Origin of the sequence: Bradyrhizobium sp. RDM12 (assembly GCF_051917485.1) — a bacterium.
In the GTDB taxonomy this organism is placed as follows: Bacteria; Pseudomonadota; Alphaproteobacteria; order Rhizobiales; family Xanthobacteraceae; genus Bradyrhizobium.
The window spans coordinates 4,549,569-4,570,536 of record NZ_CM133064.1 but is presented as its reverse complement, the minus strand read 5'-3'; the positions used below and the strand labels follow the sequence as shown (position 1 = coordinate 4,570,536).

19 protein-coding genes and 3 pseudogenes are annotated in these 20,968 nt (G+C 63.6%); 13 read left to right on the top strand and 9 right to left on the bottom strand.

What is annotated here, in order from left to right; all coding sequences use genetic code 11:
* Positions 1-54 precede the first annotated feature (54 nt).
* The 3 genes from rpmG to ACTGJ9_RS22240 all read left to right on the top strand — a co-directional run bounded on the left by rpmG (position 55) and on the right by ACTGJ9_RS22240 (position 2,745).
* Complete coding sequence (rpmG, locus tag ACTGJ9_RS22250) at positions 55-222, top strand: 50S ribosomal protein L33 (RefSeq protein ID WP_008139339.1); 168 nt, start codon at positions 55-57, stop codon at positions 220-222.
* A 346-nt stretch (positions 223-568) separates the two neighbouring features.
* A complete protein-coding gene (locus ACTGJ9_RS22245) occupies positions 569-2,398 on the top strand; it encodes a tetratricopeptide repeat protein (RefSeq protein WP_456672850.1) in 1,830 nt (609 codons plus the stop codon).
* A gap of 80 nt (positions 2,399-2,478) precedes the next feature.
* Positions 2,479-2,745: a hypothetical protein gene (locus ACTGJ9_RS22240; RefSeq protein WP_456672849.1), complete on the top strand. Its 267-nt coding sequence runs from the start codon at positions 2,479-2,481 to the stop codon at positions 2,743-2,745.
* A 79-nt stretch (positions 2,746-2,824) separates the two neighbouring features.
* On the opposite strand, the gene ACTGJ9_RS22235 is transcribed toward ACTGJ9_RS22240, so the two are convergent.
* Both ACTGJ9_RS22235 and ACTGJ9_RS22230 read right to left on the bottom strand, forming a co-directional pair.
* Positions 2,825-3,169: a hypothetical protein gene (locus tag ACTGJ9_RS22235; protein WP_456672848.1), complete on the bottom strand. Its 345-nt coding sequence runs from the start codon at positions 3,167-3,169 to the stop codon at positions 2,825-2,827.
* Positions 3,170-3,421: 252 nt separating this feature from the next.
* Entirely contained in the window at positions 3,422-4,267 is an 846-nt protein-coding gene (locus tag ACTGJ9_RS22230; protein WP_456672847.1) for a transglutaminase-like domain-containing protein, read from the bottom strand.
* A gap of 464 nt (positions 4,268-4,731) precedes the next feature.
* Here ACTGJ9_RS22230 and ACTGJ9_RS22225 point away from each other — a divergent pair, with 464 nt between their 5' ends.
* Complete coding sequence (locus tag ACTGJ9_RS22225; protein WP_456678587.1) at positions 4,732-5,718, top strand: cysteine synthase A; 987 nt, start codon at positions 4,732-4,734, stop codon at positions 5,716-5,718.
* 33 nt (positions 5,719-5,751) lie between these two features.
* Here ACTGJ9_RS22225 and ACTGJ9_RS22220 read toward each other — a convergent pair whose 3' ends face one another.
* Positions 5,752-6,642: a LysR family transcriptional regulator gene (locus ACTGJ9_RS22220; RefSeq protein ID WP_456672846.1), complete on the bottom strand. Its 891-nt coding sequence runs from the start codon at positions 6,640-6,642 to the stop codon at positions 5,752-5,754.
* A gap of 235 nt (positions 6,643-6,877) precedes the next feature.
* On the opposite strand from ACTGJ9_RS22220, the gene dctA reads away from it, so the two are divergent.
* Complete coding sequence (dctA, locus tag ACTGJ9_RS22215; RefSeq protein ID WP_456672845.1) at positions 6,878-8,125, top strand: C4-dicarboxylate transporter DctA; 1,248 nt, start codon at positions 6,878-6,880, stop codon at positions 8,123-8,125.
* A 61-nt stretch (positions 8,126-8,186) separates the two neighbouring features.
* The gene (locus ACTGJ9_RS22210; RefSeq protein WP_456672844.1) at positions 8,187-9,350 is read left to right on the top strand and encodes a mandelate racemase/muconate lactonizing enzyme family protein; all 1,164 of its coding nucleotides are present in this window, start codon (positions 8,187-8,189) and stop codon (positions 9,348-9,350) included.
* Between the two features lie 163 nt (positions 9,351-9,513).
* Here the strand turns inward: ACTGJ9_RS22210 and ACTGJ9_RS22205 are convergent, their stop codons facing one another.
* Positions 9,514-10,752: an MFS transporter gene (locus ACTGJ9_RS22205; RefSeq protein ID WP_456672843.1), complete on the bottom strand. Its 1,239-nt coding sequence runs from the start codon at positions 10,750-10,752 to the stop codon at positions 9,514-9,516.
* 152 nt (positions 10,753-10,904) lie between these two features.
* On the opposite strand from ACTGJ9_RS22205, the gene ACTGJ9_RS22200 reads away from it, so the two are divergent.
* Positions 10,905-11,516, top strand: coding sequence for a TetR/AcrR family transcriptional regulator (locus tag ACTGJ9_RS22200; RefSeq protein ID WP_456672842.1), 612 nt, complete (start codon positions 10,905-10,907; stop codon positions 11,514-11,516).
* Between the two features lie 251 nt (positions 11,517-11,767).
* Here ACTGJ9_RS22200 and ACTGJ9_RS22195 read toward each other — a convergent pair whose 3' ends face one another.
* Entirely contained in the window at positions 11,768-13,141 is a 1,374-nt protein-coding gene (locus tag ACTGJ9_RS22195) for a PleD family two-component system response regulator (RefSeq protein WP_456672841.1), read from the bottom strand.
* A gap of 14 nt (positions 13,142-13,155) precedes the next feature.
* Complete coding sequence (locus ACTGJ9_RS22190) at positions 13,156-13,521, bottom strand: response regulator (protein ID WP_008130064.1); 366 nt, start codon at positions 13,519-13,521, stop codon at positions 13,156-13,158.
* Between the two features lie 275 nt (positions 13,522-13,796).
* Between ACTGJ9_RS22190 and ACTGJ9_RS22185 the strand changes: the two genes are divergently transcribed.
* Both ACTGJ9_RS22185 and ACTGJ9_RS22180 read left to right on the top strand, forming a co-directional pair.
* Entirely contained in the window at positions 13,797-14,108 is a 312-nt protein-coding gene (locus tag ACTGJ9_RS22185) for a DUF3572 domain-containing protein (RefSeq protein ID WP_027530048.1), read from the top strand.
* Positions 14,105-15,393, top strand: a pseudogene (locus ACTGJ9_RS22180) (DNA polymerase IV). Before ACTGJ9_RS22185 ends, ACTGJ9_RS22180 begins: the two are co-directional and overlap by 4 nt.
* A 405-nt stretch (positions 15,394-15,798) precedes the next feature.
* On the opposite strand, the pseudogene ACTGJ9_RS22175 reads toward ACTGJ9_RS22180, so the two are convergent.
* Positions 15,799-16,201: pseudogene (locus tag ACTGJ9_RS22175) on the bottom strand (RidA family protein).
* A 72-nt stretch (positions 16,202-16,273) separates the two neighbouring features.
* The gene (locus ACTGJ9_RS22170) at positions 16,274-17,116 is read right to left on the bottom strand and encodes a cell envelope integrity EipB family protein (protein WP_456672840.1); all 843 of its coding nucleotides are present in this window, start codon (positions 17,114-17,116) and stop codon (positions 16,274-16,276) included.
* 223 nt (positions 17,117-17,339) lie between these two features.
* Here ACTGJ9_RS22170 and ACTGJ9_RS22165 point away from each other — a divergent pair, with 223 nt between their 5' ends.
* From ACTGJ9_RS22165 to ACTGJ9_RS22150, 4 genes and pseudogenes are all read left to right on the top strand, one after another.
* Complete coding sequence (locus ACTGJ9_RS22165) at positions 17,340-17,807, top strand: RidA family protein (RefSeq protein WP_456672839.1); 468 nt, start codon at positions 17,340-17,342, stop codon at positions 17,805-17,807.
* Between the two features lie 5 nt (positions 17,808-17,812).
* A pseudogene (locus ACTGJ9_RS22160) lies at positions 17,813-18,562 on the top strand (glycerophosphodiester phosphodiesterase).
* A gap of 48 nt (positions 18,563-18,610) precedes the next feature.
* On the top strand, positions 18,611-19,852 hold the full coding sequence (locus ACTGJ9_RS22155) for a GNAT family N-acetyltransferase (RefSeq protein ID WP_456672838.1): 1,242 nt from the start codon (positions 18,611-18,613) through the stop codon (positions 19,850-19,852).
* 62 nt (positions 19,853-19,914) lie between these two features.
* Complete coding sequence (locus ACTGJ9_RS22150; protein WP_456672837.1) at positions 19,915-20,343, top strand: HIT family protein; 429 nt, start codon at positions 19,915-19,917, stop codon at positions 20,341-20,343.
* Positions 20,344-20,458: 115 nt separating this feature from the next.
* Here the strand turns inward: ACTGJ9_RS22150 and tsaA are convergent, their stop codons facing one another.
* Positions 20,459-20,950, bottom strand: coding sequence for a tRNA (N6-threonylcarbamoyladenosine(37)-N6)-methyltransferase TrmO (gene tsaA, locus ACTGJ9_RS22145; protein ID WP_456672836.1), 492 nt, complete (start codon positions 20,948-20,950; stop codon positions 20,459-20,461).
* Positions 20,951-20,968: the final 18 nt, after the last annotated feature.

Sequence of the window (20,968 nt, the reverse complement as noted above, 5' to 3'; positions counted from 1 at the left end):
CAACGCAGGCCGTTTGGCCGGCTCCAGATTCCCCGATATTCTGAGGTTCAGAACATGGCCAAAGCGGTCACCATCAAGGTCAAGCTCGTGTCCTCGGCTGACACCGGCTTCTACTACACCGCCAAGAAGAATTCGCGCACCATGACCGACAAGCTGGTCAAGAAGAAGTACGATCCGGTCGCGCGCAAGCACGTCGAATTCCGCGAAGCCAAGATCAAGTAAGATCGGCGCAGCGTTGAAGAGTTTTGCGGGGCCCTTTCGGGCCCCGTTTTCGTTTTGGCCATTCTCTCGTGTCCCGGACGCGCTGCGGCGTGAAACGCTGCTGCGCAGAGCCGGGATCCAGCAAGCAACACGGCAGAATGCGGAGACATGGGCCCCGGCTCTGCAGCGCACCGCTGAAGAAGCGCTGCGCTGCGTCCGGGGCACGGGAGCGCGGTCGGTGGCGAGGCGCCGTCAGCCTCGCGAAATCCTGGCGTGGTTAGAAGGAATAGCCTCGCGGCCTTCAATTGCGAGGCTGCTACAACTTCTCCAGGTCATCAGCCGGGAGCGCGATCATTTCCCGCGATTCATGAATTTCAGAGAACGCCCGGGCGCGGCCACACCATCCGCACAAGCGACGCCAGCGGCGCTTGGCCGGGCCGGCCTCGCGCATCTTCAATCCGGACGAATTGCCGAGGCCGAGCTTTGCTGCCAGCAGGCGCTGACGCTGGACGAGCAACACCCGGATGCGCTCCATTTGCTGGGCGTGCTTTGCTTTCACGCACAGCAGCCCGCCTCCGCAGTTGAATGGATTGGGCGCGCAGTCCGCCAGGCGCCCAAGGCCGAGTATCTCCTGAGCCTCGCCACGGTGCTTGAGCGGCAAGGTCGGCTCGAGGACGCACGGCACCATTACAGCCACGCCTTGAGCCTCAAGCCTGATGATGCGAGCCTCTGGAATCACCTCGGCAATCTGCTCTGGCAGCTCGAACGCAAGGACGAGGCTGCGCAGCACTTGCAGCAGGCTCTGGCGCTGAATCCGCGATATTGGGAGGCCGCACATAATTGCGGCATGCTGCTGCTCGAACTCGGCCGGCATGCCGAAGCCCTAAAATGCTTCGACATCGCCGAGAAGCTGAATCCATCCGCAGCCCTGTATCAGATGCGCGCGGTTTGTCTCTCGGCCGTGAATCGCTTCGAGGATGCGGAGGCGGACTACGAAAAATCCATTGCGCTGGATCCGAGCCTCGCGGAGACGCACAACAATCTCGGCCTGCTGCATTGGCGATTTGGCCGGCTGGAACAGGCCTTTGCCTGCTTCGATCGGGCGCTGGCCCTTCGCCCGGATTTTCGTGCCGTGCTCAACAACAAGGCCGTGGTCCTGATGCATCTGCAATTGCTGGATGAAGCGTTCGCGACCGTGCAGAGATCGCTGGCGGCCGCCCCCGACGATGCGCAGACGCTGTTCTATCTGGCAACGCTTCAGCTCCTGACCGGCGACTTCGAGCGCGGCTGGCTCGCGCGCGAGGCGCGCTGGCGGCTGCCGTCTGTCGGTCTGGTCGATCGCGGCTTTTCGCAAGCCCTTTGGCGTGGTGACCAGCCGCTCGAAGGCAAGACCATCTTGCTGCACTCCGACGAGGGATTGGGCGATGCGATTCAGTTCGCCCGCTACGTGCCGATGGTGGCCGCGCTCGGAGCCAGAGTCATCCTGGAGGTCGCCCCTCCGATCCAGCAGTGTCTCGGCGGCATCGCCGGGGTCGCAGCGTGCGTTGGCCGGTCGTCTTCGCCGGCGTTCGACCTGCACTGCCCGCTTGGAGCACTGCCGTTGGCGTTCAAGACGCGACTGGATACGATCCCGCTCGCGCAAGGCTACATTCCCGCGCCACCGGCGCCGCGCGTGAAGGCGTGGGACGACCGGCTTGGCCCCCGCAATCGCTTCCGCGTCGGTCTGGTCTGGGCCGGCAATCCCGATCACAAGAACGATCACAATCGATCGATGGCGCTCCGCACGCTGGCGCCGCTGCTCGATTGCGACGCCCAGTTCGTCTCCTTGCAAAAAGCCGTCCGAGATCAGGACCGGGCCTTCCTGGCCGAACGCCGTGACATCCTCGACCTCACGGAACATCTGACGGATTTCAGCGAGACAGCGGCGCTGATGTCCTGTCTCGATCTGGTGATCTCGGTCGACACCAGCGTCGCTCACCTCGCCGGCGCGCTGGGCGTCCCCGTCTGGACGGTGGTGCCGTTCAACCCGGACTGGCGCTGGCTGCTCAACCGCGACGACAGCCCGTGGTATCACTCGATGAAACTGTTCAGGCAGCCCAAGCGAGGCGACTGGGCCAATGTGGTGGAGGACGTTCGCCGCGAACTCGAAAGGCTGGTCGCCGCATGGCGGGCGCGGCGCGCAACGTCTCGACGATAGCGCTGGCTATTGTCGCGCAACGGGCGCATGGTCCTGCAGCCAGCGTCGGTTGAGCCCTCTTGTCGAAAAGGCAGGCCCACATGACCATCCGCTCGCGGCGAGAAACCGTCACGTTCAGACATCCGTTTCGCATCCGCGGCATCGAGCGGCTGCTGCCCGCCGGCACATATGATGTCGTCACCGACGAGGAGGCGATCGAGGGTCTCAGCTTCCCGGTTTATCGCCGCGTCGCGACGATGATCACGGTGCCTTCAGAGAACGTCCGCGGCTCCATGGAGATGGTCTCGATCGGTTCGATCGATCTCGCTAACGCACAGGCCGCAGATGCAAGCGCAGTCAGTGACTGACAGATGAGCGCCAGGACATCGCCGTAAGCGTCAACCCCGGATACCTCTGCCTCCAAAGTATCCGTGTGATCGGCGACCCCTAGCAGCCGCGGCAGATGTTCTTCAGCTTGGCCGCGGTTCGCGCTTCTTCATCAGCGAACGGATCCTTGTACCCAGTCCGTGAATCGAGATTGGCCACGGCGGGCTTCTTCGCCTTGGGAGGAAACGCCGCGTCATAACAGGAAAGTCGCGCGGAGGTGCTTTCGATGGCTCGACAGCTTGGCTCCGCGGCGAGAGCAGCGCGCGCGAACAGGCCAAGCGCGGAGATCAGGACAAGTGTCGTCATCGACGTTGTTATCCAGACAATTTTCATGTGGAGCATCCCGTCATTGTTTCTGTTTGCCGGCCCAGGATGGCGGCGCGCCGGTCCAGGCTGGAAGCGCATCCCATTCGGACCATCGCATCCGGCGTTCCTCGTCTCCGACCCTGACAAAAACGAAAGGAGCATCGTCCCGGCCGGTTTTTGACCCGACGAAGGTTGCCGGAATCCCGTAGGCATCCCTGATGATTGCTGTGTTTGCCATTCAGACCGCCCTTCAAGATCAAGGCGGGAGCGCAATGCTCTCAGTCACCGATAACAGCCCGGCAGCGTGCGGTGATGTAAGGAGTGTAGCAGGCCCACTCCCGAATAGCGAGGTCAATCGCGATCGCTTGGGCTGGAGGCTGCGCCGGACGCCTCCACGACTTCGTCCGTCCACACTTTGAAGCTGAGAAGCGTGTTGGGTCCGAACGTCTGGGTGATCGGAACATCTGCGGCATCGCGGCCTTGCGCGATCAGGACGCGGCCGATACGCGGAATGTTGTTGCGCGCATCGAAGGTGTACCAGCGGCCGCCGAGATAGGCCTCGAACCAGCCGGCAAAATCGCCGGGCCCATAGGGCGGCGGCATGCCGATATCGCCGAGATAGCCGGTGCAATAGCGCGCGGGAATATTCATGCAGCGGCAGAACGTAACGGCCAGATGCGCGTAGTCGCGGCAAACGCCCTTGCCCTCGTTGAAGGCCTCCCACGCCGTCTTGGTTGCACGGGCATGCTCGTAGCCGAACGCGATATGACCGTGGACGAAATCGCAAATCGCCTGGACCCGGGCCCAACCCGGCCTGGTCTTCTCGAACAGCTTCCATGCGGTGTCGGACAGCCGGTCGGTCTCGCAGTACCGGCTCCCGAGGAGGTAAACGATGGTGTCCGCCGGCAGATCCTCGACGGCGTGTTGCGTGGCTGAAGGCACGATCACATCGGGCAGACCGCTATCGCGCACCGTCCCATCCGCGGCGAGGCGCACACGACCGGCGGGCGCGACGATCCGGCTGCACCAGTTGCCGAAGCCGTCGCGATAAGGCGTGATCGGCACCGAGGGCTGGCTCGTGAGGTAATCGGGCACGATGATGTCGGAGGCCCGCGTGAAGTGAATGCCCATCACCGCGATCAAAGGCGTTGGTTGCGGAAAGTCGTAGATCATCTCGAAGCCGACACGGATTTTCATGCGAGGGGCCCAACTCCAGCTGGTTTTCTGAGAAAGGCACGTCGGCACCACGCGACTGCTGGCGCCGTCTCCTGCAGCAGTTTCGCGCATCTGCTGATTGCCGATTTGTTCTTTGAGGCGTCGGCAACGGCAATCGACGGGACGATTGTCAGACGCTCCTCGTGCATGAGCTCGCCCCGCTGACTGGCGGGAGCGAAATGGGCTCTCAGGCGCCGATGCCAGGTCCAACTCGGCGATCCCAGGACAATAGCCCCAAGGGCCTAAAGTTCAACAGTGTATGCGACGGATAAGGACAGGCGGCGTTTGCTGCGGGCCCGACAAGCGGAAGCGAAACACCGCTCGGGAATAAAATAGCCGATTGAGCGGCCTTGGACGCCAAAGTCATTGCCTAATCCGCCCGAACAAGAGAACGGAATTGCCGCCTGAGCAGCCTAAAGTTGCCGAAGAGCGAAGGCGGGCGGGCGATGAACGGCGTGCGAACGGGATTCTTGGACGCCATTGGCAACACGCCATTGATCAGGTTGCGAATGGCGTCGGCGGCCACCGGCTGCGAGATCTACGGCAAGGCCGAATTTCTTAATCCCGGTGGCTCCATCAAGGATCGTGCGGCCCTCGCCATGATCAACGATGCCGAGCAGAGCGGCAAGCTCAGACCGGGCGGTATCATTGTCGAAGGCACGGCCGGAAATGTCGGCATCGGCATTGCGCTCGTGGCCAATGCACGCGGTTATCGCAGCGTGATCGTGATGCCCGACACGCAAAGTCAGGAAAAGAAGGACATGTTGCGGTTGTGTGGTGCGGACCTGCGGCTGGTCCCCGCCGTTCCCTATTCGAATCCCGGTCACTACGCTCGCTACTCCGGCGAGCTCGCCGAACAACTCGGTGCGTTCTGGGCTAACCAGTTCGACAATGTTGCCAATCGCGAGGGCCACTACCGCACGACAGGACCTGAGATTTGGGAACAAACCGGCGGAAAAATCGACGGCTTTACGTGTGCGGTCGGCAGTGGCGGGACTTTGGGTGGGGTTGCGCGAGCGCTGAAGGAGCGCAATCCAGCCGTCAGGATTGCGCTCAGCGATCCCATGGGCGCCGCGCTCTACAACTGGTTCACCAAGGGCGAGCTGACGACCGAAGGAGACTCGATCATGGAAGGCATCGGGCAAGTGCGTGTGACGAGGAACCTGGAAGGCACGCCAATCGACACGGCGTACCAGATCACGGACGAAGAAGCGCTGCCCGTTCTATTCGACTTGATCGAGCATGAAGGACTCGCGCTCGGTGGGTCGAGCGCCATCAACATCGTTGGTGCCATGCGACTCGCGCGCGAGCTCGGTCCAGGCAAGACCATCGTGACGATCCTCGCGGATGGCGGCCAGCGCTATCAATCCAAGCTGTTCAACCCGTATTTCCTGCGTCAGAAGAACCTGCCCGCCCCACGTTGGATGGAATAGCAACCCGGCAGCGCATGGCTGCCGAGTGTTTCTTCAGCCGACCTCTGCGGCTTCGAATGCCGACCACAGAGCTTCAACTTCTTGTCCCTGTCGTGCTGCCGGGCGGAAGAGCCGTATCTCGATCGGGATCGCGGACTTGGCGTCCGCGGCCTCGACGAGCGAACCCGCCTCGATGTCGTCTTCCGCCAGCGTTCGAGGAAGCCAGGCGACACCGTCTCCGGACCTGACCATCGAGAGCAGCGTCGCGGCGAGATGCGACGTGAAGATCTTCTTCAGGTCCCTCTTCGCCAAGTGGCTTGCCACGATGCGGCCCAGCCCCGACTGCGGGCTGTAGGCCAGGTAGGGGACGGTCTCGTCGTTCTGCAGCGACCACCGCGGCTTCCGGCCGGCGTCAGCGACGCTGAGGGGAACGAGTGTGTCGGTCCCCACGACGATGCTCTTGAACTGCCTGGTGTCGAGCCGGCTGCCCATGCTGCGGTGGTAGTGGCACAACAGGAACGACACGTCGCCGCGGAGCATCATCCGCTCGCACGCCGACATGCTGTCCGAGACGAGATTGAGATTCCCCAAGGCGAGAATCTTCTCGCTGCTCCGGACCCACTTCGGAAAGAACGTGAACGACAGCACGTGCGTCGCCGCGATCGTCAGCGGCCCGGTGCCCCGTCCGGCCACTTCGAGGGTTTCGCGGCGCAACTGATGCAGCGCCCGGGCCAGAATTTCGGCCTGGCCATGGAAATGCTCGCCGGCGCGCGTGAGCGTCACGCTGTGTGTCGTTCGAACGAATAGCGGGGCCCCCACCCAATCCTCCAATGCCCGGATCCGACGGCTGAAGGCCGGCTGGGTCACGTGACGGGCTTCGGCCGCCTTGGAGAAGCTCAAGGTCTCCGAGAGAGCCAGATAATCCTCGAACCAGATCAGCTCCATCGGTGATGCCTGACCGGCATAACTAATCTCGGCAACAGCATTGGCGTTCTCTCCGACCGAAGCCTACGGATCGCCGCAAGCTACACAACGCCGCAGCAGCACGGAAGCCGTTCCGGAGGCCGGAGTGGCCCTTCCCAAACAGCGACAGAGGCCCCCAAGGCCCAGCATAGACGTAGCCGTCAGGGAGAAAACATTGAAAAATTCGCACTCTTTCGGATATTTGAGCGAACTGTACGTGCAGGTCCTGCTTGCTATCGTGCTGGGGGGCCTGATCGGTTATCTCTGGCCCCAGGTCGGAACCAGCCTTCAGCCGCTCGCCGACGGCTTCATCAAGCTGATCAAGATGCTGCTGTCGCCGATCATTTTCGGTACGGTCGTTGTCGGCATAGCCAAGATGAGCGACATCAAGGAGGTCGGCCGGATCGGCGTGAAGTCGCTGATCTACTTCGAGGTGGTCTCGACCTTGGCCCTTGTCATCGGCCTGGTCGTCGTCAACGTGATCAAGCCCGGCGCCGGCATGAACATCGACGCCAGCCACATCGATGCGGGATCGATTTCAGCCTACGTGAAGGCCGCCGACGGCAACCACGGCTTCGTGGAATTCCTGCTCGACATCATCCCGACCACGATCGTCGATGCCTTCGCCAAGGAGATGATGCTGCAGGTCATCCTGGTTTCGGTGCTGATCGGCATCGCCATGGTCCAACTCGGCGACTACGGCAAGCCGTTGGTGAACGTTATCGACATCCTGCTGCACGCCCTGTTCCGGGTGGTGGCCATGGTCATGCGCCTCGCCCCGCTGGGCGCTGGAGCGGGGGTCGCCTTCACGATCGGAAAGTACGGGATCGCGACGCTCTGGTCGCTCGGTTATCTGATGCTCGGCGTCTACATTACCACGATCCTCTTCGTCGTATTGGTGCTCGGCGGCATCGCGGCGTGGGCCGGTTTTCCGCTGCCGCAGTTCTTCCGCTACTTCAAGGACGAGATCCTCATCGTCCTGGGTACCTGCTCGACGGAAGCGGTGATGCCGCAGATGCTGGTCAAGCTTGAGCGGCTCGGTTGCGACAAGACCGTCGTCGGCATGGTGCTGCCCACCGGCTACACGTTCAACGCCGACGGAACCTCCATTTACCTTTCGATGGCCGCCATCTTCGTCGCGCAGGCGACGAACACGGATCTTTCTCTCGGCGATCAGATCGTCCTGCTGGGCGTGCTTCTTCTGACGTCGAAGGGATCCGCGGGCGTCGCTGGCGCCGGCTTCGTGACGCTCGCCGCAACCCTGTCGTCGATCCACACCGTTCCCGTCGCCGGCCTCGTTCTTCTGCTCGGCGTCGACCGCTTCATGAACGAAGCCCGCGCCGTGACCAATCTCATCGGCAACGGGATCGCGACGATCGCGATCGCCAAGTGGGACGGCGCCTTCGATCAGAAGCAGGCGATCGAAGCCGTGCGGCTACGCCACGACAAGCCCGCCACGGCTTAGACCGAATTTCCAGCAACCGATCCCCAACCGAAGATATCGCGAACCACAGAAGGAGAACGCCGTGCGTATCGTAGACGTCGTCGAGACGACCAAGCCAATCTCGTCACCGATCCGGAATGCCTACATCGACTTCTCGAAGATGACTTCCAGCCTTGTCGCCGTCGTGACCGACGTCGTCCGCGACGGGCGGCGGGTGGTCGGCTATGGCTTCAATTCGAACGGCCGCTACGGTCAGGGCGGGCTGATCCGGGAGCGCTTCCGCGACCGCATCCTCGAAGCCGAACCCGCGAGCTTACTGAACGACAATGGTACCAATCTCGATCCGCACCGCATCTGGACGAAGATGATGTCGAACGAGAAGCCCGGCGGTCACGGCGAACGCTCGGTCGCCGTCGGAACGCTCGACATGGCGATCTGGGATGCGACCGCAAGGATTGCCGGCAAGCCCCTGTTTCGGTTGCTTGCGGACATGAAGGGCAAGGAGGCCAACCCGCGGGTCTTCGTCTACGCTGCCGGCGGCTACTATTATCCTGGCAAGGACAACTCCGCGCTGCAAGGGGAAATGCGCGGTTACCTGGAGCGCGGCTATAACGTCGTGAAGATGAAGATCGGCGGCGCGTCGATCAACGAGGACCGCGGCCGCATCGAGGCCGTGCTCAAGGAGATCGGATCGCAGGCCAAGCTGGCCGTCGATGCCAACGGTCGCTTCGATCTCGAGACCGGCATCGCCTACGCCAAGATGCTGCGCGAGTACCCGCTGTTCTGGTATGAGGAGATCGGAGATCCGCTCGACTACGCCCTCCAGGCCGCCGTCGCGGAATTCTATCCCGGCCCGATGGCCACGGGCGAGAACCTGTTCTCGCACCAGGACGCCCGCAACCTGCTCCGCTACGGCGGCATGCGTCCGGATCGCGACTGGCTGCAGTTCGACTGTGCCTTGTCTTATGGTCTCGTTGAATATCTCCGGACATTGGACGTCTTGGCCCAACACGGCTGGTCACCGTCGCGATGCATCCCGCACGGCGGTCACCAGATGTCGCTGAACATCGCCGCCGGCCTGGGGCTCGGCGGCAACGAGAGCTACCCCGACCTCTTCCAGCCCTACGGGGGATTTCCGGATTCGGTCCGGGTTGAAGACGGCCATATCATCATGCCGGACATTCCGGGCATCGGCTTCGAAGGCAAGTCGGATCTGATCAAAGTCATGCGCGAATTGGCCGAATAGACCTGGCAGTTCAGGCGAAAGCGCCATCAAAAGCGATCCCGCATACGACGAGAAGTTCGTTGCGGGGTCGCCGGCACACACATCAATGTTGGCGGCAGAAGCGGCCAGTCGCAACCAGGCGTCGCGACATCCGCTTCACACCTATGATGAGCCCGCGCCTCGCCTACGCCGTGCGCAGCACCGGGGCCGGTGGCTGCGACGGGCGGATCAGCGCGAAGGCGACCTGGATGATGCCGCCGGCCAGGCCGAGCGCGACGCCGATGCGCCAGGCCATGGTGTAGGAGCCGAGTGTGTCGTAGATCAGCCCTCCTCCGTAGGCGCCGAGGAAGCTGCCGATCTGGTGGCTCATGAAGGCGAGGCCCTGGATCATGGCCTGCCAGTGCAGGCCGAACATCTCGGCGACGGCGCCTGCGACCAGCGGGCCGACGCCCATCCAGAGGAAGCCCATGATCGCGCCGAACAGCAGCGTCGACGCGGGTGTGGCCGGCAGCATGAAATACCAGGCAAGCGCGAGCGAGCGGAAGATGTAGATGCCGCCGAGCAGCGCCAGCTTGTTCCAGCGCTGGCCGGCCCAGCCGAAGAACAGCGAGCCCAGCACGTTGAAGCCGCCGATCATGCCGAGCGTCTGCGCGCTCAGCATCGGATCGAGGCCGCAGATCGCCAGATAGGACGGCAGGTGCGTGGTCAAGAACACCAGTTGCATGCCGCAGACGAGATAGGCGCAGGTCATCACCACGAAGGAGGCGTTGCCGAACGCGGTCTTCGCCGCAGTCATGGCCGTGGCATCGCCGATGTCGTCGGCGGCCGGCTTCGGCAGCGGAATCGCGTCGACGCGGCCGGCATACCAGGCGGCGGGAATCATCAGCACCGACATCACGACGAAGCCGGCGAGCCCGACGCGCCAGCCAAAGCCCTCATTGAGCAGCTGCCCGATGGGCGCCGACAGCAGCGCGCCGAGCGAGCCCGCGCCGGAGACGATGCCAAGCACGGTCGAGCGCACCGTCGCAGGGACCGCGCGCGCCGCCACCGACATCGCGATCGCTGCCGCGGTGCAGGCGAGTGAGGTGCCGATCAGCACGCCGGCACCGATCATGATGGCGACAAGACCGTTCGCGGTTGCCATGAGGATGAGGCCCACAATGTACATCAGGGCACCCACGATCATGATCGGACGAAAACCGTAACGCGTGGTCATCGCACCGGCGAGCGGCTGGAGAAAGCCCCAGGCGAGGTTCTGCACCGCGAGCGCCAGCGTGAAGTCCGACACCGAGAGGTGGATGTCGTGCGTCAGCGGCTGCATGAAGATGCCGAGCGACTGCCGCAGTCCCATGCTCAGCGTCAGCATGATCGAGGCGCCGATCAGGATCGGCAATGTCGGACGCAGGACCTGCAACAGGGGCATTGTTGTTCTCCCTCATGGGCACGGCACGCGTGCCAGCGTCTGCAATCCGCGCTGATTTTGGCTACACAGACCTGTGTAATTAGTCTATAGAAGGGCAGCGCTGTCAAGCCAAGAGAAATCAAAGAGAAGCTCACCAGGATGGTCGCCGACGCATGGCTCCCTCGCCCGCCCCACAGACGATGAAAGAGCGGATCCTAGAGACCGCCGACAAGCTGTTCTATCTGCAAGGCATTCGCGCCATCGGCGTCGACACCATCGCGGCCGAGATCGGCATCTCCAAGCGGACGCTCTACAACCACTTCCCGTCCAAGGACGCGCTGATCGCGGCGTACCTGGAGCGCCGTTTCGTCCATGCACGCCCCTCCGACAAGCCGGCGGCCGAGCAGATTCTCGGCACCTTCGATTCGCTGGAGCGGCGCTTTGCGGCCAAGGATTTTCGCGGCTGCCCGTTCGTGAATGCCGTCGCCGAGCTCGGCCCGTCAGACCGCGCCGTGAAGAAGATCGCCATCGCGTTCAAGGAAAGCCGCCGCGTCTGGTTTCGCGAACGGTTGAACGAGCTCGGCGTGCCGGAATCGGACGCGCTCGCAACGCAGCTCGTGCTGCTGGTCGACGGCTCGATTGCGCAAGACCTCGTCCGCGACGACCCCGCCATGGCGCGCGCAGCGAAGGAAGCGGCGAAGGTGCTGCTGCGGAATGCGGGCGTGGATGTCGGTGGTGGTGGGGCGAAGCCGGTCATAAAGCGAGGCAAGCCCGCGCCACAATAAATCCCGTCGCCGTACCTCTCGGTGTCATCACCCGCCTTGTGCGCAATTTCGCACTGGAGCGGGTGATCCAGTATTCCAGAGACAGTGAGGTTTGATCCGAGAAGCCGCGGAGTACTGGATTCCCGCCTTCGCGGGGAATGACAGCGGAGTTTGTGGAAACGGCGACGGCACAGAGCTAAACGCCGGACCCACCGCGCGAAGACATCGTGCTCCTGTTTTGCCCAACGCATCAAGCACCGGCGCGGACGGCCTCACGCCGCCTGCGATACCACGCGATTGCGCCCGTCGTGCTTAGCGCGGTAGAGCGCGGTATCGGCACGCTTGAGGACGTCGGCGACCGCCTCGCCCTTCTGCTCCAGCGTGGTGAGCCCGATCGAGATCGTGACCTCGATGCGCTTGGTGCCCTTGTGGACGGCGAAGGGTTCGCCCGCGATCGAGCGGCGCAGGCGCTCGGCGACCATGCCGGCGACGTGCAGATCGGTCTCCGGCATCACGATGACGAACTCCTCGCCACCGTATCGGCAGGCGAGATCGATGCCGCGGATCGACTTGCGGACGCGCACGGCGAATTCGCGCAGCACGTCGTCGCCGGCGTCGTGACCGTAATTGTCGTTGATCGACTTGAAATAGTCGATGTCCAGGATCATCAGCGCCAGCGGCTTGCCGCGGGTCGAGGCCTGCTCGGCCAGCGTCGCCAGATGGCTTTCCATGTAGCGGCGATTGTGCAGGCCGGTGAGCGCGTCGGTGATCGCCATCTCGATCGAGTTCTGCACGTTGTCGCGCAAATGATCGGTGTAGCGGCGGCGACGGATCTGGGTGCGGGCCCGCGCCAGCAGTTCGGTCTTGTCGATCGGCCGCAGCAGATAGTCGTTGACGCCGATCTCGAGGCCGCGGAGCAGCCGCGTGGCATTTTCCGCTTCCGCAATCGCCAGGATCGGAACGTGCCGGGTGCGCTCCAGCGAGCGGGCCTGGCTGCAGAGCCGCAGTCCGTCGAAATTGTTCAGGTCGAGCGAGACGATCAGCAGATCGTAATTGCCTTCGGCGGCGTGGAACAGCGCCTCGGTCGGATTGGGCTCGACGTCGATGGTGTGCTCGGCGGCGAGGATCGTCGCCAGCCGCTCATAGGACGACGGCCGGTCGTCGACCAGCAGGATGCGGCCGCCCTTGCCTGCATCGGCGATGGCGCCGCGCTCGGGCGCCTGCATGCCGATCTCGAGCGAGGTGATGGCGCGCATGCGCAGCTCGTCGGTCATCATCTTCAGCCGCGTCAGCGAGCGCACGCGCGCGATCAGCACGACGTCGGAAACGGGCTTTGTCAGAAAATCGTCGGCGCCAGCTTCCAGTCCGCGATTGCGGTCGGACGGACTGTCGAGCGCAGTGACCATCACGACGGGAATATGGTGCGTGGCCGGATCGGTCTTGAGGCGGCGGCAGACTTCAAAGCCGTCCATGTCGGGCATCATCACGTCGAGCAGGATGATGTCGCATTCGGCGCGGCGGGCCAGCGCCAGCGCCTCGGTGCCGTTCGAGGCGGTCATCACGTCGAAATATTCGGCCGAGAGACGGGCTTCGAGGAGTTTGACGTTGGCGGGAACGTCATCGACAACCAGGATACGCGCAGACACTGTGAACTCACTTCCTATCCGATAAAACGCCGGACCGTCTCAATGAATTTGCCGACCGAGATCGGCTTGGACAAATAGGCTTCGCAGCCGCCCTCGCGGATGCGCTCTTCGTCGCCCTTCATCGCAAAGGCCGTGACCGCGACGACGGGAATGGAGCGCAGCTCCGGATCGTCCTTGATCCAGCGCGTCACCTCGAGGCCCGAGACCTGCGGCAATTGGATATCCATCAGCACCAGGTCGGGCCGCATCTTGCGCACGAGGTCGAGCGCCTCGTAGCCATTGCTGGTGCCCGAAGTCTGGTAGCCGTGCGCCTCCAACAGGTCGCGGAAGAGCTTCATGTTGAGCTCGTTGTCTTCCACGATCAGGACGGTCTTAGCCATCCCGCCCTCCTGTTTGGTCCCAAAAGCCGATGCATGTGACGCCTCAGGCGCCGCTTTCCGGCGCTTCGAAAACTGGATTCAAACTAGCCTCAGATTCGCTTGAGTTTCGTTAAACCCGAGGGGCCACTTTCTGCGATGTGGTTTCCAGTTGCTTGTCTGGGCCCGCAAGCTCAAGGCCGAGACCGGTCCCAAGACTCAGTCCCGAGACTCAGTCAGAAGACTCGGGCATATTCCAAAGTAGACACCGAAAGTTAACGGAAAGGCAAACCGGCCCCGTGAAAAAGCCTGTTCACAACCCTCGCGAAGTCGCTGAAATCGTTGCGATTCAGGCGCTGTCCTTCGTGGCCGGCGATCCCGAAAGGCTGGGCCTGTTCCTGGCTGAGACAGGGGTCGGCCCGGAGACGCTCCGGAACGCCGCCTCTGACCCCCATTTCCTGCTCAGCGTGCTCGATTTCGTGCTGCGCGATGACGACACCGTGAAAGCCTTTGCCAAGGCCTCGGAACTGCATCCGACCAACGTTGCCGCGGCGCGGCAGGTGCTGGGCGATGCGCTCGGCGACCGGACCTGGGAGCGCGACGTGCCGTGACCGCCCCCGACCCGGCCGGGCGGCGCTGCTTCTGCCGGGATTGTCTGGCCGATCTGGATATGGGCGTGCGGCGCTGTTCCGCCTGCGGCTCGCCTCGCCTCGTCCGCCACCGCGCGCTCGCGAGCCTGACCATCGCCCATATCGACTGCGACGCCTTCTATGCGACGGTCGAGAAGCGCGACAATCCCGATATCGCCGACAAGCCCGTCATCATCGGCGGGGAAAACGCGGCGTGGTGTCGGCCGCCTGCTACATCGCCCGCACCTATGGCGTGCGCTCGGCGATGCCGATGTATCGCGCGTTGGACGCCTGTCCGCATGCGATCGTGATCCGGCCGGACATGGCGAAGTATGTCCGCGTCGGCCGCGAGGTACGCCGGGCCATGCAGGCGCTGACGCCGCTGGTCGAGCCGCTGTCGATCGACGAGGCCTTTCTCGACCTCTCCGGTACCGAGCGCGTCCACGGCATGATCCCGGCCAAGGTGCTGGCGCGCTTTGCCCGCGACGTCGAGCGCGATGTCGGCATCTCCGTCTCGGTCGGCCTCTCCTGCAACAAGTTTCTGGCCAAGATCGCCTCCGATCTCGACAAGCCGCGCGGCTTTGCTGCGCTCGATCAGGAGGAAGCGCGCACGATGCTGGCTTCGAGGCCGGTCGGCTTCATCTTCGGCGTGGGACCCGCGACGCAGGAGCGCCTCGTGCAGCGCGGCTTCCGCCTCATCGCCGACCTGCAGAAGGCCGACGAGATCGAGTTGATGCGGCAGTTTCCGAGTGACGGCCGCAGGCTATGGCGGCTCGCCCGCGGCATCGACGATCGCCGTGTCGAGGCCGATCGCGGCGCCAAGACGATTTCGAGCGAAACCACATTCGAGACCGACATCCGCGATTTCGCCTCGCTGGAGAAGATCCTGTGGCGGCTGTGCGAGAAGACGTCGTCGCGGCTCAAGACCAGCGAGCTGGCCGGCTCGACCGTCACGCTGAAATTGAAGACCGCCGATTTTCGTCAGCGCACGCGCTCGCAATCGATCGCAGCGCCGACGCAGCTCGCCGCAAAGATCTTCTCGATCTGCCGCGAGATGCTGGCGAAAGAGATCGACGGCACCGCCTTCCGCCTGATGGGTGCCGGCGTCAGCGCGCTGCGCGAAGGCTCGCCCGCCGACGACACCGACATGCTCGACCGCCGCGCCGCCCATGCCGAGCGCGCCGTGGACACTCTGCGCAAGAAATTCGGCAGCGCCGCCGTCATTCGCGGCATCGCTTATCACGGTCCGGAGAAAGCGCAGGAATGATCGCAGCCGAATCCGTAGGATGGGTTGAGCCCTTGCGAAACCCATCTCCTCCCGATCACCGCTCTCCATAATCGTGGTCATCGTCAGACTGATCGCCCGCCCAATCGGCTGCCGCTTGCCGCTCTCAAAAAACACCAGCATGGCAGAGTGCCACTGTTTTGCCCGACGGGTCAATTGAAATTCGCTAAATGCGAAATTTTGCTGACCCTTGAATTGCTGTCCCGTAGGCTGTCGGCTTTAGCTTGATTGAACGGACGTTGTGCCCTTCTGCGACCGCCCGTCTACTGTGCATGGGGTTGTTTTTCGTTTTTGGCGGAAGCGTCAGCCGGCGCGGCTCGGCAAGGAGGGAGCGCGGCCCGCGCATCGCTCCGTTTTTCCTCAGCGTGAGCCGCCCGGATTATGACTTCAATCCGCGACTGCGATCGCCTCGATCTCGATCAGCCACTCCGGCGCGGCAAGCGCGGAGACGCCGACGAGCGTCGAGGCCGGCGGCTCCATGCCCTCGAAGAAGGCCGAGCGGGCCTTGCCGATGATCGGGCGCAGCTCCGGCTTGTAGCCGACCACGAAGGTCGTGATCTTCACGATATTGGCGTAGGTCGCGCCGGCTGCCTTCAGGGCATGGCCGAGATCTGCATCACCTGCGTGGTCTGCGCGGCGAGATCGCCCTCGCCGACGATGCGCCCTTCCTCGTCCACCGACACCTGGCCGGAGATGTAGATCGTGCGCGCGCGGAGGCGGTGACGACGTGGGAATAAGCGGGATTGTGGTGGTGCAGGCCGCTGGGGCGGAGATGGTCGAGCTTGGGCATGGTGCTGGCTCCCGGAGTTTGTGGTTGGGAGGGAGCGTAACTGGAGATGGTGTTGAGGGCTAGTGTCGGCGCTCAGTTGCAGGGCTTGGTGTCCTTGACGTCGAACTTGCCCATCGCGCCGGAAATGACAAAGTCGTTGTAGTCGAGCACGAGCTGGCGGGAGACGCCGTTTTCGTAGAGCTCGAACGACATCGCATAAACCGGCGTCTGCTCGCCTTCCTTCTGCTGGACGTCGCGATCGAAATAGCTGACGGTCACCGGCCAGCGCTTCAACGTTTTCATATGCTCGTCCGAGGTCGACGGATCGGGCGACGCGGTGCGGTCGGCGGGGATCGCCTGACCGATCACGGTCAGCGTGTTGTAGACCTTCTGGCCATCGTCTGAGCCGTCATAGACGGAGAGCTCCAGGAGCGATTTGCCTTCCTTGGCCGCCGCAATGATGCGCTGGATCTGCTCGGTCGGAAACACGATCTTGCCGTCGAGGGTGAAATTCTTCGGCGCCGGCAATTTCAGCTTGACGTTGATGTGGTCGCCGTCGCGCTCGGCCGAGCCGTCGACCAGGCCGGCCTCGGTCTCGTTCATCCGCGTCTCGACCTTGAAGCGGTAGCTTTTTCCGGTGGCGTCCTCCCAGGAATTGGAGCGGAGATCGCTGAGCGTGATCTTGCCCTCGCCGCTGTCGAGCTCGGAGACCTGGCGGAATTCGGACGTATAACCCTCGCAGCTGCTCCCGGCGAAATTGTAGAGGATGCGGCCGCGTGCGCTGTTGATGGAATTGGAGCGCGATTTGACCAGGCTCAGATCATAGAGCGCCTGGTGCGCGAGGAACGGACCGTTCGCTGCATGCGCGCTGCCGGCGCCGACAGCCGCCGCCGCGAGCGCCATCACACCGAGTGAAGTCCGGAAAAGGTGCACCATGTCTGTTCCCTGGGGACGCGCAGATTCGATACTTTAATGACCGTTCCATTGCGTCGCAACTGCGGCAGTTTCACGTAAAGTTGCGCCTCTTCGTTGAACCTGCTGACCTGCCTGGGGAAAATGCTGTTGCTTGCATGTGGCGGCATGATGGGCGAAACAGGACGCGCCCGGCGGTCACCCGACGCGCCGGGGCGGATGATTTTTCGGACATCGAGGTCGAGACATGGCGGGCGCGGTCGAACAAAAACTGGCGGAACAGGGCATCAAGCTGCACGAGGCCCCCACTCCCGTCGCCAACTACGTGCCGTTCGTGCGCACCGGCAATCTGCTGTTCGTCTCCGGCCAGGTCTGCTTCGATCCCGCCGGCAAGCTGATCGCCAAAGGCAAGCTGGGCGCGGGCGTCTCGCTCGAGGAAGGTGCCGCGGCCGCGCGCGGCTGTGCCGTCAACCTGCTCGCACAGGTCAAGGCGGCGCTGGGCGATCTCGACAAGGTCGTGCGCGTGGTCCGCCTCGGCGGCTTCATCAACTCGGCGCCGGATTTTTTGGACGGGCCAAAGGTCCTCAACGGCGCCTCCGACCTGATGGTCACCGCCTTTGGTGACAAGGGCCGCCACGCCCGCACCACCGTCGGCGTGGCCTCGCTGCCCGCGGATGCGGCGGTCGAGGTCGAAGGCGTGTTCGAGGTCGCCTGACGTCGATGCGTGCTCCGGATTGGCTGACAGCGCGGCCGGTCGCCCATCGCGGTCTGCATGACATCTCTCGCGGTATCGTCGAGAATATGCCGGGCGCTGTGCAGGCGGCGGTTGCGGGCAATTTCTCGATCGAGGTCGACATTCAGCTCTCCGCCGACGGCGAGGCGATGGTGCATCACGACCACGCGCTTGGCCGCCTCACCGAGGCCACCGGCCCGGTGGTGACAAAGAGCGCGGCGGAGCTGAAGGGTATCAAGTTCAAGGATACGCCTGACCGGATGATGTCGCTCAGCGACCTCTGCGCCATGGTCGCTGGCCGTGTGCCGCTGGTGATCGAGGTGAAGAGCCATTTTGACGGCGACCGCAAGCTGGTGAAGCGGATGGCCGAGGTGCTGGCGTCATATCAGGGGCAAGCGGTCGGCATGTCCTTCGACCCCGACCAGGTGCTGGCGCTGCGCGAGCTGCTGCCCTCCCCCCCGCGGCATCGTCGCGCAGCGGAGCTATGAGGACGAGTACTGGGCCCACCTGACGCAAGCGCAGCGCGACAGCATGCTGTACCTTCGCCACGGCTTCCAGACCCAGCCCCACTTCGTCGCCTTCAAGGTCGACCACCTGCCGGCGCCCGCCCCTGGATCGCCCGCAACGTCTTCGGCTGCGCCCTGCTCGGCTGGACCGTGCGCACGCCGGAACAGCGGACGCGGGTCGGGCAACATGCCGATCAGATGATCTTTGAGGGCTTCGTGCCGCAGGCTTGATGTTCCCCACCCTTGAAGTCGCTGCTGCAATGCACGATCTTGGGCGCAATGGGATCATCGGACATCACGCTCGAAGCCGTACCGTCGATTGGCGAAGTGTCGCCGGAGGATTGGGACGCCTGCGCCAATCCTGGCAAGGCCTGCAACGGGCATGGCACGGGAACTTCATCAAGGCTTCCAAGCGATTCTTTCGGCCTTTTAAAGCCAGCCTATAACCCATTCGTATCTCACGCGTTTCTCTCCGCCGTTGAGAAATCGGGTTCAGCCACGATCCGCACCGGCTGGGGACCGCGGCATCTGGTAGCCAAGATCAACGGCCGTGTCGCCGGCGTCGTGCCCTGCTATCTGAAATCGCACAGCCAAGGCGAGTACGTCTTCGACCGCGGCTGGGCCGACGCCTATGAGCGCGTCGGCGGGCGCTATTATCCGAAGCTGCAGGTCTCCGTCCCCTTCACACCGGCGACGGGTCCGCGGCTCCTCGTCCGCGACGGCGTCGACCGCGAGCGCATCACGGAGGCACTGGCGAGCGGGCTCGTGGCGCTGTGCGGTGTCAGCAAGGCCTCCTCGGTCCACGTCACCTTCGCGCGCGAGGCCGAGTGGAAGCTGCTTGCCCAGCACGGCTTCCTCCAGCGCACTGACCAGCAGTTCCACTGGCGCAACGAGGGCTTTGCCGCCTTTGACGATTTTCTGGCGACGCTGAACTCGCGCCATCGCAAATCGATCAAGCGCGAGCGGCGCGATGCGCTGGCCGCCGGCGTCACCATCCACTGGCTCATAGGCAAGGACATCACCGAGGACGCCTGGGACGCCTTCTACGCGTTCTACATGGAGACCGGCTCGCGCAAATGGGGTCGCCCCTATCTCACGCGCGAATTCTTCTCGCTGATCGGCGAGACCATGAGCCAGGACGTGCTGCTGGTGATGGCCCGTCGCAACGACCGCTGGATCGCCGGCGCGATCAACTTCATCGGTTCGGACACGCTGTTCGGCCGCAACTGGGGCGCGGTCGAGCATCACCCGTTCCTCCATTTCGAGGTCTGCTACTACCAGGCAATCGATTTCGCCATTAAGCGCGGCCTCACGCATGTCGAGGCCGGCGCGCAGGGCGAGCACAAGATCGCACGCGGCTACCTGCCGCGGACCACCCACTCCGCGCATTTCATCGCCGATCCCGGTCTGCGCCGCGCCATCGACGATTACCTCAAGCGCGAGCGCGCCTATGTCGCGGAGGCCGGACGCGAGCTCGCCGAGCTCGGCCCGTTCCGGAAGGGCATCGACGAGGCGCCTTGACGGTTTGCTATCGCTGATGACAGTAACCGCAAAACCAAGCCAAAATTCCTGGGAGCCGCCGCATGACCGCCTATGACCCGAACAACATCTTCGCAAAGATCCTGCGCGGCGAGTTTCCCTGCCATAAGGTCTACGAGGACGAGCATGTCCTCGCCTTCCTCGACATCATGCCGCGGGTGCCCGGCCACACGCTGGTGATCCCGAAGGCGCCTGCCCGCAACATCCTCGACATCAACCCCGACGACTACGCCCACGTCGCCCGCGGCACGCACAAGATCGCGGCCGCCGCGATGAAGGCCTTCAGGGCCGATGGCATCACCGTGCAGCAATTCAACGAGACCGCCGGCGGACAGGTGGTGTTTCATCTCCACGTGCACGTGATGCCCCGCCACGACGGCGTCGCGATGCTACCGCCTGCGAGCCGCAAGGAAGACGTCAAGGTGCTGGAGGAGAATGCGATCAAGCTGATCGGGGCGTTGAAAGCGGGTTAGCCTGTCATTCCGGGGCGACGCGGAGCGTCGAGCCCGGAATCCATTTCACATCAATCTCTGCGGCCCGATGGAATTCCGGGCTCGCGCCAAGAGGCGCGCCCCGGAATGACGGGTCCTACTCCGTCTGAAAATCGCCCGGCTGCGGCGCGGCCAGCGGCGTGAACTCGCAGCGATCGGGCTTGATGTCGATCAGCGGCGTGTTGTCGAGGCAATCGAGACCGCGCACCAGGATCGTGCCGTCCTCGATGCCGACCAGCTTCACGATCGAGGTGCCGATCGGATTGGGCCGGACCGGCGAGCGCAGCGAAAACGTGCCGCGGGTCTTCTCGTTGTTCTTTGGGCTCTGCAGCACGATGTCGCGGCGCGACTTGTCGAGCCAGTAGAGCACCTCGAGATTGCTGTAGAAATCGACACCCTTGATCGCGGGCAAGAACGGCTCGAAGATCTCGAGCCGACACACCGGGCCGTCGGCGCGGCCCTGGCGCGGCGTCTCCAGCCGCGAGGTCCAGGGCGTGCGGATACGGCCGATGAAGACGAGGCCGGCATCCTCCGTCGACGGCAATTCGATGGCGACCTCGCCCTCGCGGAGTTCGTTTTCGCGAACCATATTTCCAGTTCCTTGGCT